The sequence below is a fragment of the Nocardia sp. NPDC024068 genome, from assembly GCF_040638875.1.
Taxonomy (GTDB): domain Bacteria; phylum Actinomycetota; class Actinomycetes; order Mycobacteriales; family Mycobacteriaceae; genus Nocardia.
Genome location: NZ_JBEZYU010000010.1, coordinates 50,722 through 65,989 on the forward strand (window position 1 = coordinate 50,722; position 15,268 = coordinate 65,989).

At 70.1% G+C, this 15,268-nt stretch carries 6 protein-coding genes; 1 reads left to right on the forward strand and 5 read right to left on the reverse strand.

What is annotated here, in order from left to right:
• Nucleotides 1–40 precede the first annotated feature (40 nt).
• Entirely contained in the window at nucleotides 41–7,288 is a 7,248-nt protein-coding gene (locus tag AB0F41_RS12155) for a toxin glutamine deamidase domain-containing protein (RefSeq protein ID WP_357423002.1), read from the reverse strand.
• Between the two features lie 432 nt (nucleotides 7,289–7,720).
• Here AB0F41_RS12155 and AB0F41_RS12160 point away from each other — a divergent pair, with 432 nt between their 5' ends.
• Nucleotides 7,721–7,798: a hypothetical protein gene (locus tag AB0F41_RS12160; RefSeq protein ID WP_357423004.1), complete on the forward strand. Its 78-nt coding sequence runs from the start codon at nucleotides 7,721–7,723 to the stop codon at nucleotides 7,796–7,798.
• A gap of 2,680 nt (nucleotides 7,799–10,478) precedes the next feature.
• Here the strand turns inward: AB0F41_RS12160 and mmsB are convergent.
• The 4 genes from mmsB to AB0F41_RS12180 are packed head-to-tail and all read right to left on the reverse strand — an operon-like array spanning nucleotide 10,479 to nucleotide 15,157.
• A complete protein-coding gene (mmsB, locus tag AB0F41_RS12165) occupies nucleotides 10,479–11,381 on the reverse strand; it encodes a 3-hydroxyisobutyrate dehydrogenase (protein WP_357422862.1) in 903 nt (300 codons plus the stop codon).
• The gene (locus tag AB0F41_RS12170; RefSeq protein WP_357422864.1) at nucleotides 11,378–12,466 is read right to left on the reverse strand and encodes an enoyl-CoA hydratase/isomerase family protein; all 1,089 of its coding nucleotides are present in this window, start codon (nucleotides 12,464–12,466) and stop codon (nucleotides 11,378–11,380) included. Before AB0F41_RS12170 ends, mmsB begins: the two co-directional genes overlap by 4 nt.
• Before the next feature lie 37 nt (nucleotides 12,467–12,503).
• The gene (locus AB0F41_RS12175) at nucleotides 12,504–13,655 is read right to left on the reverse strand and encodes an acyl-CoA dehydrogenase family protein (protein ID WP_357422866.1); all 1,152 of its coding nucleotides are present in this window, start codon (nucleotides 13,653–13,655) and stop codon (nucleotides 12,504–12,506) included.
• A 2-nt stretch (nucleotides 13,656–13,657) separates the two neighbouring features.
• Nucleotides 13,658–15,157 (reverse strand): CoA-acylating methylmalonate-semialdehyde dehydrogenase, encoded by a 1,500-nt coding sequence (locus AB0F41_RS12180; RefSeq protein WP_357422868.1) that lies wholly within the window; start codon nucleotides 15,155–15,157, stop codon nucleotides 13,658–13,660.
• Between the last annotated feature and the right edge of the window lie 111 nt (nucleotides 15,158–15,268).

Genomic DNA, 15,268 nt, shown 5'->3' on the forward strand with positions numbered 1-15,268 from the left:
CGGACCTCGAACCCCACGAATACGCCCGCCACCGGGTCTTTCACGCCGTCCCCGGATCGGAATCGTTCAGGGTGAACGGGACATCGACCTCCGGCCGGTCCGGATCCGCCGCGGGCCCGTCGGCGGTGGGCGGGATATCCGGAGCGTCCGTATCGGGCCGTGGGCCGTCACCGGGCACCGCGCCGGGCGGCAGCCAGGACACACCGGCGGCGTCCGGCGCCCGGAAGCCGGTCGGCAACGACCATTCGATCGGACGCCGGCGTTGCGGACGTCCGTGCCCGCGAACACCCGGTGACCGTCCCGGAGAATCCGGCGCCGCCACCGGGTCCGGTCCGTCGGTCAGTACTCGGTGGTCCCCATCTCCGGCCAGGTTCCGTCCTGCTCCTGCCGCCAGCTCGCCCACGCCGCGCCGACCATCGCGTCGCTGCTCGTCGGGCTGGGCAACCGCGTGCCCTTCGCTATCACCATCGAGAACTGTTCCGCCGGTTTCAGTTCCGATGTCACGTTGACCCGGTATTCGACCACCTCCGGGCTCTCGCCGATCCGCAGCAATTCGATCCGGGTCCGGCGCGGAAAGATCTGCCGTGCCGCCGGTGCCCGGCCGGCGGTCACCGCCTCCGTGTAGTCCTCCATCACCATCTGACCCGACCAGCTCGGATACTGCAGGATCACCCCGGTATCCGACGCCACGACCAGGCACGACATCCCGATCGCGCGACCGGTTTCCACGTCCTCGTCGGTGGTCTCCGGCTGGAGGAGCCAATCGCCGATCGGCATCCGGCCGATGAAGTACCGATGGCCGGCCGGAAGTGCCTCCCGGAGGTGATTGCGTACCTGTTCCTCGGTCTGTAGCGGCAGATTCATCGATCACTCCTTCCTCGATTTCGGTGGCGAGCGGATCGCCCGCGGGGTTCTGCGCAGCGCCGGTGTTCGCCTGCGCGGTGTCGATGCTCCGCCCCGGTGGGAACGCGACGAAGTTGAGGTAGGCGGTGCGCTGGATCAGCGACAACGGCGGGCTGTCCCACACCGCACCGGTGACCGGATCCCACCACACCGGTTCCGCCGCCCCCCGCGGAAAGACGACCACCGGCGCGGCGGCACCCATCACGACCAGCTGATCATCGGGCAGGGTCCGGTCGAAGGTCCCGGTGTTCTGGTCGACCTGCACGGTCACGCCGACGGCCACCGCCGCGGCACCGGGACCGAGATGCTTGACCCAGTCGTGCAGGGCGGCGAACTGCTCCGCCATCGACCGCGCGGGGAAATCGTCGAGGTCGGTCTTCGCCCACCGCAGCAGGCGATCGATCCCGTCGCCCGCGCCCGCGTCCTCGTCGTCGGGACCGGCCTGCGGGGGACGCGGTGCGGCTACCTGCGGGGCCCCGAAGAACGACGAAAGGGCCGACAGCGCGGCGTCGAAGGTGTTGAGCCCGAACCCCGGAGACGCCGGGTCCGCGGGGTTCACCAGGGTGCGGTACGGACTCGCGGGCGTCGGGAAGGACCGGGGATCGGCCGCGGTCACGAACCCGCCGCGACCGTCACCCAGCGCGTTCTCCAACGCCTGCTGCGCGACCGGATCCACCGGGCCGAAGTGCTGGTCGCGATCGGCGGCGGGCGGGGCCAGGCGCCGCGGCGGCTCCGGCTGCGACACGCTCGGACCGACCAGTGGGCCGACATTCGCCTGCACTCCCGACTTCCCGTCGACCCGGCGCCCCGGCGGCACCTCCAGGAAGCGGAAATCCACGGCGTCGGGGAACTCCCGGGCCGGCGGCGCGTCCCACGTCTGCCCGGTCACCGGGTTCCACCACACCGGTCCCGGCGCCCCGGCCGGATAGACCACCAGCAGGATCTCGGTCTCGTCGGAGAAGCTCGAGACGAGGCTGCCGGAGTACGGGTCCCGGGTACCGATCCCGATCACCGCCACCGCCGCGGAACCGGGCCCGAGGCCGTCCACCCAGTCGTGGAGGGCCGGGAAATGCGCTGCTTCCGGACCGATCTCGGAGCCGAATCGGCTCAGATTCGTCCGCCCCCAGAACTGCAGGCGGTGCAGGCCGCCGTGTTCGTCGTCGCGATAACCCCGGCCGAGCCCGGGATCCGGATAGCGCGGCACCGCGACGCGGGGCGTGCCGAGAAACGACGACAGGCCCGACAGTGCCGCGTCGATCTTGTTGTAGGAGCGTTGCGGGGATATCGGCCCACCACCGTTGACCAGCTTGCCGTAGGGCAGTGCGGTTGTCGGATAGGTACGCGGATCGGCGGCCACCACGAAGTTCCCGTCGCGATCGCGCAATGCGTCCTCGAGCGCTGTCCGGTACCCCGGATGCTCGAGTTCGTCCAGGTAGCCGCGTTCGAACCGGCGGCTCTCGGCCGGGTCGGCGAGCAGCATGGCCGCCGGCCTGCGGCGCCGCGGGCCGATGGCGGGCAGGGGGCGCGAGACGGTCGCCGGCGGCGGCAACGGTGGGCTGCCGTCCGGCGGTTCGGCGATGACGGTGCGACCGGGCGGTATCGGCAGGAACTCGACACTCGCCGAGCGCTGGTCCATGTTCTCGGGCGGGCGAACCGACATATCTCCGCTCTGCGGGTCCCACCACACCGGACCGGCCGCGCCGACGGGATAGACGACCACGAGCGCGTGCGCACCGGCCGTCTTCGGCGAGCCGTCGGGGTTGATCAGCGGATCGCCGGTGCGGGGATCGACAGCCTGCCAGCGGTTGGTGACCACGGCCGCCGAGCCCGGGCCCAGATGCGCGACCCACTTCGTGATGGCGTCGAACTGCTCCGGAACCGATCTGCCGTCGTAGTCGTAGGAATCGAACCCGGTGCGGAAGGTGTGGGTGATCCGGTCGGCGCCGCCCGCCTCGGGACCCGACGGGCCGATCACGCTGTTGGCCACCCGGAAGAACGCCGGAGCGGCGACCATCGGCCGGCCGAAGAACGTCGCCAGCGCCGCGAGTGCGCAATCCACGCAGTTGGTTTCGCGACCCGGTGCCGACAGTCCGGCGGCGTTGACGAGTTCGCCGTAGGGCCTGCCCCCGACCGGATGGACACGCGGATCGGAGTAGCGGACGAAATGTCCGTCCTTATCGCGCATCGCCTGTTCCAGGGCCCGCTGCGGGCCCGGACCCTCGAGTGGCGCCAGCTGCCCCGGGCCGTACACGCGGCTCTTGTCCGGATGCACCACCTGCCTCGGCGGCGGCGGATGCCCGTGGCGCGGGGGCGGTGGGGCCGGTGGTGGCGGGGTCGGAACCCGGCTCGGCGCCGGGGAAACGGCCGGTGAACCGGGGTCCCGTCGTTCGGATGCGGGTCCGGGACCCGGTGGGTCCGGGTCGGGCGCCGGGCGGGTGACCGGCGGTACCGGTTCGGCCGCGTGCGCTACCGGCTGCACCTGCGGTGGTTCCGCCGGCAACCGCTGTGTCCAGCGACGGAACCGCTCGCGCAGGTGGAACGGGGTTCCCGCGGGATCGTGGGGGTTCGGGGAGGAGCGGGCGGGCGGGTCACTTTCCGGGTCACCGCGCGCGGTATCGGACGGACCGGGCGGCAGGCCCCGGTCGGCGACGGGCTGCGAAACCTGCCGCGGCGACGCAGGCGCGGTGGGGGCGGCACCGGCGATCGTCCGGCCCGGCGGTATCGGGAAGAACTCGAGCTTCGCGGTCGTATCGACCAGCGACGGTGGTGGTGCGTCCCAGGTTTCCCCGGTCACCGGATTCCACCACACCGGTCCGGCCGACGACGGCGGATAGACCACCACCAGCGGTTCCGGATCATCCAGCGCGACCCGCCCGTCCGGCGCGGGCCGGGGCAGCCCGGTCTGCGGGTCGAGTCCGGGTTTCGCGGGCAGTACCAGTGCGGCCGAACCGGGCCCCAGCTGAGCCACCCAGTTGTGCAGGGCGTCGTACTGCCGCCCCATCGGCAGCGTCTCGTCGAACCCGGTGGGTTCACTACCCAGCCACCGGATCGCGCGATCCCGCCCACCGGCCTCGTCGGCTCGATCGTTACCCGCGACGGCCGGATCGGGTTCACGCCGGGCGGCGACCTCCGGTTTGCCCAGGAAGGTCGACAGCGCCGACAGGGCGGCATCGAACCGGTTGGTGCCGCGGCCCCCCAGCGCGGTGCCGCCGGGGTTGATCATCGTCCCGTAGGGGTGCTCGGAACGTGGGTGAGTGCGCGGGTCCGCAGCGATCAGGTACCTGCCGTCGGCGTCGCGCAGCGCGTCCTCGAGGGCCTTCTGGAATCCGGGATGCTCGACCTCGCGCAGCCCGCCCGGCTCGAACCGGCGGCTGTCGGCGGGGTTGTCCAGGACCGCCGGCGGTTCCGGACGGTGGTGGACCGGCGCGATGACCGGCTCCCGGACCGGATCGCGCACCGGAGCCGGCGGCGCCGCGGGCGCGGAGGCCCGCCTGTCGGCGAGGCTCGGCAGCACGCTCCGCCCGGGCGGGATCGGGATGAAATCCACCCGCACCGTGCTGTAGGTCAGCCGCGCCGTGGGACGGTCGGACATGATGCCGCCCTGCGGATCCCACCAGACCGGGCCGGCGGCGCCCACGGGATGGACGACGAGCGTCGCATGGCCACTCAGCACCGGCCGGCCGTTGCGGACCATCGGCCGGCCCGTCCGGGGGTCGCGCGGCTGCCAGTGGAACGACACGTAGGCGGCGGCCCCCTCCCCGAGATTCTTCACATAGTCGTGGATGGCGAGGAACTGCTGGTTGATCGACCGATAGCCGTCGTTGAAGGAGTTCGGCCGGTTGCCGAGCATCTGGTACAGCCGGGTCTGGTCTATCCCGTCCGAACCCCCGGTGTCGACGACGCCGTTCACGATCTGGTGATAGCGCGGGAGCGCGACCTGCGGCAGACCGAGAAACGACATCAGGCCCGATACCGAACAGTCACAGCAATTCTTGCTTCGGCCGGGGGCCGTGGTGCCACCCGCGTTGATCCGCGAACCATACGGATTGTCCGGGGACGGGAAGGTGCGCGGATCGGCGTATTTCACGAAGTTGCCGTCGTCGTCGCGCATGGCGTCTTCGAACTGCTGTTGCAGCGCCGGATCCTCGAGTGGCGCCAGCCATCCCGGCCCATACATCCGGGTGTCGTTTCCGTTGACCAATTGCGGTCCCGGCCAGGGCCGGTCGTACACCGGCTTGGGCATGACCGTCTGCTGAGAGTCCGGGATCTGCGGGGCCGGCGGCTCCGGGGGCGGCGGGACAGGACCTGCCGCAGGCACAACGGGCGGCGCCGGTTGCGTCGCCTCTTCCAGTTGCGGTCGCTTCGCGGGTCCCGCGACCGGCTGTGGTTCCGGCAACGGGCGTTTCGTTCCGGCGGTTCCGCTCGTCCCGGGTTCCGGGTCGCCGGTCGGCGAAGCGGCGGGATCGGTCATCCGGACATCGGGGTCCGTACCGTCGGGCGGGGCTCCGAGGGCGATATCGGACTCCGGCGATTCCGCGTCCTGCCGAGCCCCGTGCTGCTGCTCCGGCTCCGGTGGGACCGGCGGCGCGTTCTGCTCGTCGCTGCCCGGGTCCGTGGTTCCCACCCGCTCCGGCGGCGGGGCCGTGCGAAGCGAGAGGTCGGGTCGCGGGACGAGTTCGACCGGCCCCATGGTCGGCGCGGGCGCACTCCGAGTCGTCTCGTGCAACAGGCGGCGCAGTCGTTGTCGCAATTGCAGCGGCGCGCCGGACGGGTCGGCCAGCGGCTCGAACCGAGTGTTTCCGGCCTCCCTTCGATCGCCCGGTGCCCCGGCCGGTCCCGGCGGAGTGGGGCCCGCCGCGGCCGGTGGCGGTACCGGCGCCGCCGGGGACGTATCGACACTCCGGCCCGGCGGTATCGGGATGAAACCGAATCCGGCCGTGGCGCGGACCAGGTTTTCCGGCGGGCCGTCCCAGGTTTCGCCGCTGACCGGGTTCCACCACACCGGCCCCGAGGCACTCGGCGGGTAGACGATCACGGTGGGCTGCATGATCGTCACGGGCCGGTTCTGCGGGTCGCGCAGTATCGCGCCGGTGCCCGGATCCCGCTGCGGGACAACGCTGAACACCAGCGCGGCGGAACCCTGACCCAGATGATGGATCCAGTTGTGCAGATGGGTGTACTGCTGAGCCACCGGTTGCGAGCGGTCGAAATAGTTCGGCGTACTCTGCAACCACTGCGCAGCCCGCACATGCCCGGACTGTTCGTCCTTCCCGTCGAATCCGTTGGGGCCCAGATCCGGGTGCCGAGGAGCGGCGACCTGCGGGTTCCCGAGAAACGACGAGAGCGCCGACAGCGCGGCATCGATCTTGTTCGAGGCGCGGCCGGGCAGCGCCGGACCACCCGCGTTGATCATCCTCGCGTACGGATCGCCCGGTGTCGGAAAGGTCCGCGGATCGGCGCCGGCCACGAAACCGCCGGAGCCGTCAGTCAGGGCGTCCTCGAGCACCTTCTGCAGGCCCGGATGTTCGACGGGATCGAGATGGCCGGGGCCGAAGGTCCGGCTCTGCGCGGGATCCGTCAGCCGCGCCGGAGGGTCGGGACGAGTGTGGACCGGCTGGACCACCGGTCCCGGAGGCGGTGCCGGTGGCGGCACGGGAACCGGCGGGGCGGGGGTGGTGTTCGCATCGAGCACCACCCGGCCGGGCGGAATCGGAATGAAGTCGACCTTGGCCGTCGACGCGACCATATCCGGCGGCGGCCCGTCGGACATCCCGCCGGATTGGGGATCCCACCACACCGGACCGGTAGCGCCCCGGGGGTAGACGATCACCGTGGCGTGGGCGTAGGTCTTCGGCTTTCCGTTCTCGAGTACCGGCGCACCGGTCGCCGGATCGATCACCGGCCACTCGTTGTTGACGAAGGCCGCCGACCCTTCTCCGAGATGGGCGATCCACTCGTGCATGGCGGTGAACTGCTCCGGGATCGACCGGCTGCCGTCCCGGTAGCTGTCCGGATAGGTCCGCAGCATATGGAAGACCCGGTTGAGGGCCTTCTTCTCGTTACCCACGGTATCGACGACACCGTCGACGATGTCCGGATAGCGCGGGGCGGCGACCTCGGGGCGGCCGAGGAAGGTCGCGAGCGCCGATATCGCGCAATCGAGACAGTTGTTGCCGCGCCCCAGCGCCCCGGGTCCCCGGATATTGATCAACTCGCCGTACGGCGTGCCACCGGCCGGGTGGGTGCGCGGATCGGCGTATCGGATGAAAGCCCCGTCGTCGCCGCGCAGTGCGTCCTCGAGCGCCCGCTGCGATTCCGGGTTGTCGACGGGGGCGAGCAGTTCCGGGCCGAACACCCTGGTCTTCGACGGGTTGGTCAGGAGCATGGGCGGCTCCGGACGCCGCCGCACCGGGGGATCGGGGGTCGTGCTCTGCGGCGCAGCGGGGTCCGCGGGCTGTGTCTGCGGCGCCGTCTCGGGCTGCGACTGCGGGCCCGGTTGCCGGATCGGCGGCGGATCCTGCGGACCGGCGGTCACCGGTATCGGCACCGGCGGCACAGGCTGCTGCGCCGCGGCCCGGTGCGGGCCGGTGGGGGATCCCTCCGAGCGCGCCTTCTTCGACGGTGGCTCCGGCTCGGGAGTCGACTCCGTCCCGGGATGCGGCCGCTTCGGCCTACCGGCGCCTTCCTCTACCTCGGTAGAGGGCTGCTGCCCGCCCTGGTTCGCGGGCGGGGTCCGCGGCGCCGGTGAACTCTGGCTCTGGGCCGGTGAACTCTGATGTTGCGCCGGTGAACTCTGCGCCCGATCGGGTGTGTTCTGTTGCTGGGCAGTCTGATTCGCGGCGGGCGGCGGCTGCGGCGCGGGAACCGGGGACACCGGATTCGTCGTGCCGGATGACGGGGCGGGCATACCCGGATCGACCAGCGGGAGCGCTGGGGGTGCGAAGTTCGCCGAGATCTGGGTATCGGCGAGCCAACTCGGAGTCCCGTCCCACGAATCCCATGCCCCGGCGTATTCGGGACCGGCCAGACCGGCCCAATCGAAATCGTCCTGCCGCTCGGTCGATTCGGTCGCGCCGATCTCGGTGGGATACCGCGGCTGTCCGGTCTCCGGGTCGATCTCCGGCGGCGGATCCGTCCGGGCGGGAGAGGTGTTCGATTCGGGACCCGAGGTGCCGCCCAGCGGTTCGGCAGGTGTGCTCGATACGGGAGGCGTCGCGCGCTGGGCCGCGGAACTCGACTGCGCGGCCGGTGCGTCCGATCGCCCCGGCTGCGGCTGCCCTGTCGATGGGGTCGAGGTCGTGGACTGCCCGGGCGGGGGCGGCGGCCCGGTCTGAGTCGACCCGGCGACCGGGGTGGCCGGCGGCGAGGGCGCCCCGGCCGGTTGCGGGGATCCGGTGACCGGATCGTCGCCGAATCGGCGGTCGGTCACCCCGCTCTCGGTATCCGATCGGTCGGTGAGCGGGTCCTCTGTCTGCACGTTGTGCTGATCCGACCGCTGCCCGTCTTCGTGCGTCTCCGAACGCGCCGGATCGTTGCGCTGCTCCCCGCGGTCGTCCGAGGCCGCTGCCTCGATGTGCTCGGACGAGCGGTCTCCGGTGAGACCTTCCCGCCCGCCGTCCTCCGAAACCCGCTGGTCACCGGAGATGTCGTCCTGACGATTCGACTCGGTGCCGCCGCGATCGCCCTCCGGCTCCCCGACCTTGTCGCCATGCTCCGAGGAGCCGCCGACCCTGCCGTCGCCCTCGGATGCCTCCCCGATCCTGCCGCCGCTCTCCGACGACTCGCCGGACCCGCTGACGCCCCCGGACGATCCCTCGAACTCGCCGCCGCCCTCCGACGACTCACCGAACCCGCTGACGCCCCCGGACGACCCCCCGACCTTCCCGCCGCCCTCCGACGACTCGCCGACCGTTTCGCCGTTCTCCGACGACCCCCCGAGGTCCCCGCCCTGCTTCGACTCCATACTCCCGAAGCCGCCACCGTTTCCGGTGAATACGTTCGCGGGCGGCTGCTGCTGTTCGCCGGACGGACTCTGCGGCCAGGTGGCCGATCCGTGGGGTTGTTTCGGCGTGAGATCGGCGGTCGGCACCGTGCGCGGGCCGCCCGGATCTTCCCGCCCCGACTCGTTGCCGCGCTCTGCGGTCTCCGGACCGGATCGGAATCCATCCCCGGGTGCCTTCTCGCCCTGCCCGGGCGCGTCCGGGATCTGCTCCCCCGGAACGGAACCGTCACCCCCCTGGGAATCGGTGAAAGCCGGACCGCTGCGCCCGAATACGTCACCGCCACCACCGGTCCACCCACCGCCGTGTCCCATCGGACCGAATCCGAAGGTCGACGGATCGGCCGCCCCGACGATCCCGCCCTGGATGAATCCGCCCGCGACCCCGATACCGGTGAGCGTGTCCTCCAGACTCTGCCCGGAGATCGCCGAGACGAACAGGCTGCCGAAAATCCCCGCGACCCCGTCCGAGGTCGCGCCGACCACCGTGTTCTGCCCGGCTCGTCCCCAGATAGTGCCGAACCCACCACCGAAGACATTGCCGAAGCCCTTGTTCATCCCCTTGGCGACCGCGCTGCCGATCGGTTCCGCGAAACCACCGGCTCCGACGCCGTATCCCCATTCCTCCCAGTTGAATTCGTCGCGTTTCCCGGCGGCGATCTGCCCGGCCTGAATGGCCCCGTTGATCAAACCTTCCTCGGCCGCGCCCTGTAGCACCTCCTGGCCGAACTGGCCCCACCCCTTGGCCGTGGGCGCCACCGGCTTACCGGCCAGCAGACTTTTCCAGAAGCCGCGTTTCACCGTCGGCGCACCCAGTTTCGAGGCCAGCGCGGAGATGGCCCGCTGCGTGGCGGTGGTCACCGCCTGCAGTGTCGCCCGGGTGGTGCCGACGGCCGCGGCCTCCACCGCCGGCGCGGTCGGCGGGAACAGCCAGGCCAAGGCGATCTCGATGGCCAGCCAGCACAGCGTGATGATGATGGTGAGCTTCTGCGCCTGTAGTTCGGTGCCGATATCGAAGGTCGCGTCCGCCGTGCCCAGCATGGAATTGCCGAGCGCCTCCAGCGACGATTCGCCGCTGCGCAGCGCGTCGTACTGCGCGCCTATCTCCTCGCGCGCGGCCCCCGCGGGATAGGCGGCCATGGTCGCCACCTTGGCCTCGTCGATGGCGGCGAGCAGAGCCAGCAGTTCGCCTGCGGCCTCTTTCCAGACCCCGGAGACCTCCCACGCCTTGTCCTCGTCACCGTCGGGCCACTCCGCACCGGCGATCCAGCCCAGCCAGCGCATCTCCTCCGGAAGATAGAGGCTCATGGATCACCGGCCACACATCGACTCGAGGACTGCGACGGGTTCGGGTCGGTCCACCCGTCCGGCCACCTCCACTTCGCACGGAATCGCCACCGCGTGCGGACTCATCACCGACCGCACGGGGACTGCGTCACACACGATTACATCGCACGAGATTGAATTTTCTATGGCGCGCAGGCAAATTCGCGGACCATTCGGCTGCCGGAACGACGCGACGCCGGAACCCGGGGCTACCGGGTTCCGGCGTCGTTCGCGAGGCCGGCGCGAGTGGTCAGCGGGAGGTTTCGGGCCCTCCGCTGCGTTCGCGCACCTCGGTGATGATGGCCGAGAAGTCGCGGCCGCCCGAGGTCTCGTTGAATTCGCGGTAGATCTCCGCGGCCAGCTGTCCGATCCGGCCGTCGACCCCGTTGGCGCGCAGCGCCTCCACGGCCAGGCCGAGATCTTTGTTCATCAGTGCGGTGGCGAACCCCGGCTGGTAGTCGTTGTTCGCCGGGCTGGTCGGCACCGGGCCCGGAACCGGGCAGTAGGTGGTCAGCGCCCAGCTCTGTCCGGACGCCGTGGACACCACATCGAAGAAGGACTGGTGGCTCAGCCCCAGCTTCTCCCCCAGCACCAGCGCTTCGGACAGCCCGATCATGGAGATGCCCAGCAGCATGTTGTTGCAGATCTTGGCGGCCTGCCCGACACCGGAGGCGCCGCAGTGCACGACCTTGGCGCCCATGACCTCGAGCACCGGTCGCGCCTCGGCGAAATCGGCGTCCGCGCCGCCGACCATGAAGGTCAGCGTGCCGGCGGCCGCCCCGGCCACGCCCCCGGAGACCGGAGCGTCCAGCGCCCGGTGCCCCATGGCCACCGCGGCGTCCGCGGCCGCCTTGGCGTCGGCCACGTCGATCGTCGAGCAATCGACGAACAGGGTGTCCGGCTCCGCCACCTCCAGCAGCTCGGCGTAGACATTCCGCACCAGTGCGCCGGTGGTGAGCATCGTGATCACGATGTCGCGGCCGGTGGCCGCGGCGACGCCGGTATCCACCAGGGCGACACCGTCCGTGCGAGCCTGTTCCCGGGCGGCCGGCGAAGGGTCGAAAGCGTGTACGTCGTACCCGGCTTTCACCAGATTCGCCGCCATGGGACCGCCCATATGGCCGAGCCCCAGGAACCCGATCGTCTTCGTCACTTGCTCTCCTCCGGGGTGATCAGATTCAGTTCACGGTCCCCCAATTCGGCGAAATACGCGTCGACCTGCGCCGCGTTCACCTCGGCCAGCGCCGCCGGACGCCACTGCGGGTTCCGGTCCTTGTCCACGACCTGGGCGCGAATGCCCTCGACCAGATCGTGCGAGGCCAGCGAGGCGATCGAGACCCGGTACTCCTCGTTCAGCACCGCTTCGAGACTGCCCGCCCCGCGCGCGGACCGCAGCGACCGCAGGGTGACCTGCAGCGCCACCGGCGATTTGCCGAGTATCGCGGTGGCCGCGGCGTTCGCCTCGGTATCGGCGTGTTGCTGCAAATGTGCCACGATCTCGGCGACCGTTTCCGCGCCGTAGCAGGCGTCGATCCAGTCACGCTGCCCGAGCAGCGCCGATTCCGGCGCCTCGGTGGCGTATTTGGCGATGGCGATATCGGCGGCCTCGCTCTGCAGCGTGGTCAGCAGCGCCGGGATCTGGTCGGCGGGCACGAAATAGTCCGCGAACCCGGTGGCGAGCGCGTCCCCGGCCTTCATCCGCGCCGTGGTGAGCGCGATATGGGTGCCCAGTTCGCCGGGGGCCCGCGACAGCAGGTAGGTGCCGCCGACATCGGGAATGAACCCGATTCCGACCTCGGGCATCCCGATCGTGGACCGTTCGGTGACGATGCGGTGGCTGCCGTGCGCGGACAGCCCGACCCCGCCGCCCATCACGATTCCGTCCATCACCGCGACATACGGTTTCGGATAGCGGCCGATGAGCGCGTTGAGGATGTACTCGTCGCGCCAGAACCTCCCGGTGGCCGAATCCGCGGCGGCGCCGACGTGTCCCGCGGCCTGCTGTTCCTTGGCGTCGTGGTGGATGGCGACGATATCGCCGCCCGCGCACAACCCCCGCTCGCCCGCGCCGGTGAGGGCGACGGTGCGCACCGATTCGTCGGTCGCCCAGGCCCGCAGCTGCTCGGTGATGGTCAGGGTCATCGCGTGATTGAGCGCGTTGATGGCCTTGGGCCGGTTCAGGGTGATGAGTCCGAGTCCGTCACGCTGTTCGATCAGGACTTCGGGTTCGTCGCTCATAGATTTCCTTTCGCGCGCGCATCCGGGCGCTGTCCGCTCATGGCGCGCCCGCCACCGAGGCAGTCATCGACCGGGCCACGACCATCCGCATGATCTCGTTGGTGCCCTCCAGGATCTGGTGCACCCGCAGATCCCGGACGATCTTCTCCAGACCGTATTCGGCCAGGTAACCGTAACCGCCGTGCAGTTGCAGCGCGGTGTTGGCGACCTCGAACCCCGCGTCGGTGGCGAACCGTTTCGCCATCGCGCACAGTTCGACCTTGTCCGGCGCGTCCTCGTCCAGGGCGGCCGCGGCCCGCCACAGCAGCGTCCGCGAGGCTTCCAGCTTGGTCCGCATATCGGCCAGTTCGAACTGCAGTGCCTGGTTGTTCAGCAGCGGCGCGCCGAACGCGCTGCGCTGGGCCAGATAGGGCACGGTCTTCTCGAGCGCCGCCTGCGCGCCGCCCACCGAACACGCCGCGATGTTCAGGCGGCCGCCGTTGAGCCCGTTCATGGCGATCCGGAAACCGTCGCCCTCGGCGCCGAGCCGGTTGGCGACCGGGACGCGGGCGTCGGTGAGGATCACCTGCCGGGTGGGCTGGGCGTTCCAGCCCATCTTCTTCTCGTTCGGGCCCACCTCGAGACCGGGGGTGTCCGCGGGGATGACCAGCGTCGAGATGCCCCGGGCCCCGCTGTCCTGGGTGCGGACCATCATCACGTACACATCGTTGCTGCCCGCGCCCGAGATGAACTGTTTGGAACCGTTCACGACATAGTCGTCGCCGTCGCGCACCGCGCGGGTGGTGATGGCGGCGGCGTCGGAACCGACCCCGGGTTCGGTGAGCGCGTAACTGGCCAGCAGATCCATCGCGGTGAGCCCGGGCAGCCACCGGCGGCGCTGGTCATCGTCGCCGTAGGCGTCGATCATCCAGGTCGCCATGTTGTGGATGGAGATATAGGCCGCCACGGCGGGGCATCCGGTGGCGAGTTGTTCGAAGATCCGCACGGCGTCCAGCCGGCGCAGCCCGGATCCGCCGAACTCCTCGTCCACGTAGATGCCGCCGAGCCCGACCGCACCCGATTTCCGCAGCACATCGACCGGGAAATGCTTGTCCTGGTCCCATTCCACCGCGTGCGGCGCCAGATATTCGTCGGCGAACTCCCGGGCGGTATCGCGGATGGCCCGCTCATCGTCATCGAGAGTGAACATGGTCATTCCATCGTGGGGATGACGAAGCTGTTGCTCTCCTTCAGCCCCGCCGGCCACCGCTGGGTGACCGTCTTGGTCTTGGTGTAGAAGCGGATCGAATCCGGGCCGTGCTGGTTCAGGTCGCCGAACCCGGACCGCTTCCAGCCGCCGAAGGTGTAGTACGCGATCGGCACCGGAATCGGGACGTTGATCCCGACCATCCCGACCTGCACCCGGGCCGCGAAATCGCGGGCGGTATCGCCGTCACGGGTGAAGATGGCGACGCCGTTGCCGTATTCGTGGTCGTTGGCCAGCGCGAGCGCTTCCTCGTAGTCGCCCGCGCGGACCACGGTGAGCACCGGGCCGAAGATCTCATCGGTGTAGATCGACATCTCCTTGCCGACCCGGTCGAACAGGGTCGCGCCGACGAAGTAGCCGTTCTCGGCGCCCTCCACGGTGAGGCCGCGGCCGTCGACAACCAGTTCGGCGCCCTCGTCGATGCCCTGCTGGATGTACTTCTTCACCCGATCCACACCGTCGAGACCCACCAGCGGCCCGTAGTCGGCGCCGGGATCGTCGGACTTGCCGACGTTGAGCTTGTGCACCCGCTCGGTGAGCTTTTCCACCAAACGGTTCGCGGTCTCCTCGCCCACCGGCACCGCGACCGAGATCGCCATGCAGCGCTCGCCCGCCGAACCGTAGCCGGCGCCGATCAGCTGGTCGGCGACATCGTCGAGATCGGCGTCGGGCATGACGATGGCGTGGTTCTTGGCACCGCCGAAGCACTGGGCGCGCTTACCGTTCGCGGTGGCGGTTTCGTAGATGTACTGCGCGATCGGGGTGGAGCCGACGAACCCGACGGCCTTGATCCGCGGGTCGTGCAGGATCGTGTCGACGGCTTCCTTGTCGCCGTTGACCACGTTGAACACCCCCTCGGGCAGCCCGGCTTCGAGGAACAGCTCGGCCAGCCGCAGCGGGACCGACGGGTCGCGTTCGGAGGGCTTGAGCACGAAGGCGTTACCGGTGGCCAGCGCCGGGCCGGCCTTCCACAGCGGGATCATGGCCGGGAAATTGAACGGGGTGATCCCGGCGACCACGCCCAGGGGCTGGCGCATCGAGTACACGTCGATACCGGTACCCGCGCTCTCGGTGTACTCGCCCTTCATCAGGTGCGGGACACCGACGGCGAATTCGATGACCTCGAGGCCGCGCTGGATATCACCCTTGGCGTCGGCGATGGTCTTACCGTGCTCGCTGGACAGCAGCGCGGCAAGCGAATCCATCTCGTCGTTGACCAGGCTCAGGAACTTCATCAGGATCCGGGCACGCCGCTGCGGGTTGGTCGCGGCCCAGCCCTTCTGCGCGGCTTCCGCATTCGCGATAACGGCCTCGACCTCGGACTTACTCGCCAGCGGCACCCGGGCCTGCACCTGGCCCAGATTCGGGTCGAAGACATCACCGAACCGGCCCGAGGTGCCCGGGACGTGCTTTCCACCGATGAAATGTGTGAGTTCTCGAGCCATGCGATACCTGCCTCGTGTCGGGGTGGCGGGCGCGGCGCTGCGGCCGTCCGTCACACGAAGATCATTCTTGCGGGCTTCCAATAGTTGGACGTCCAAGCAAAACGATACACC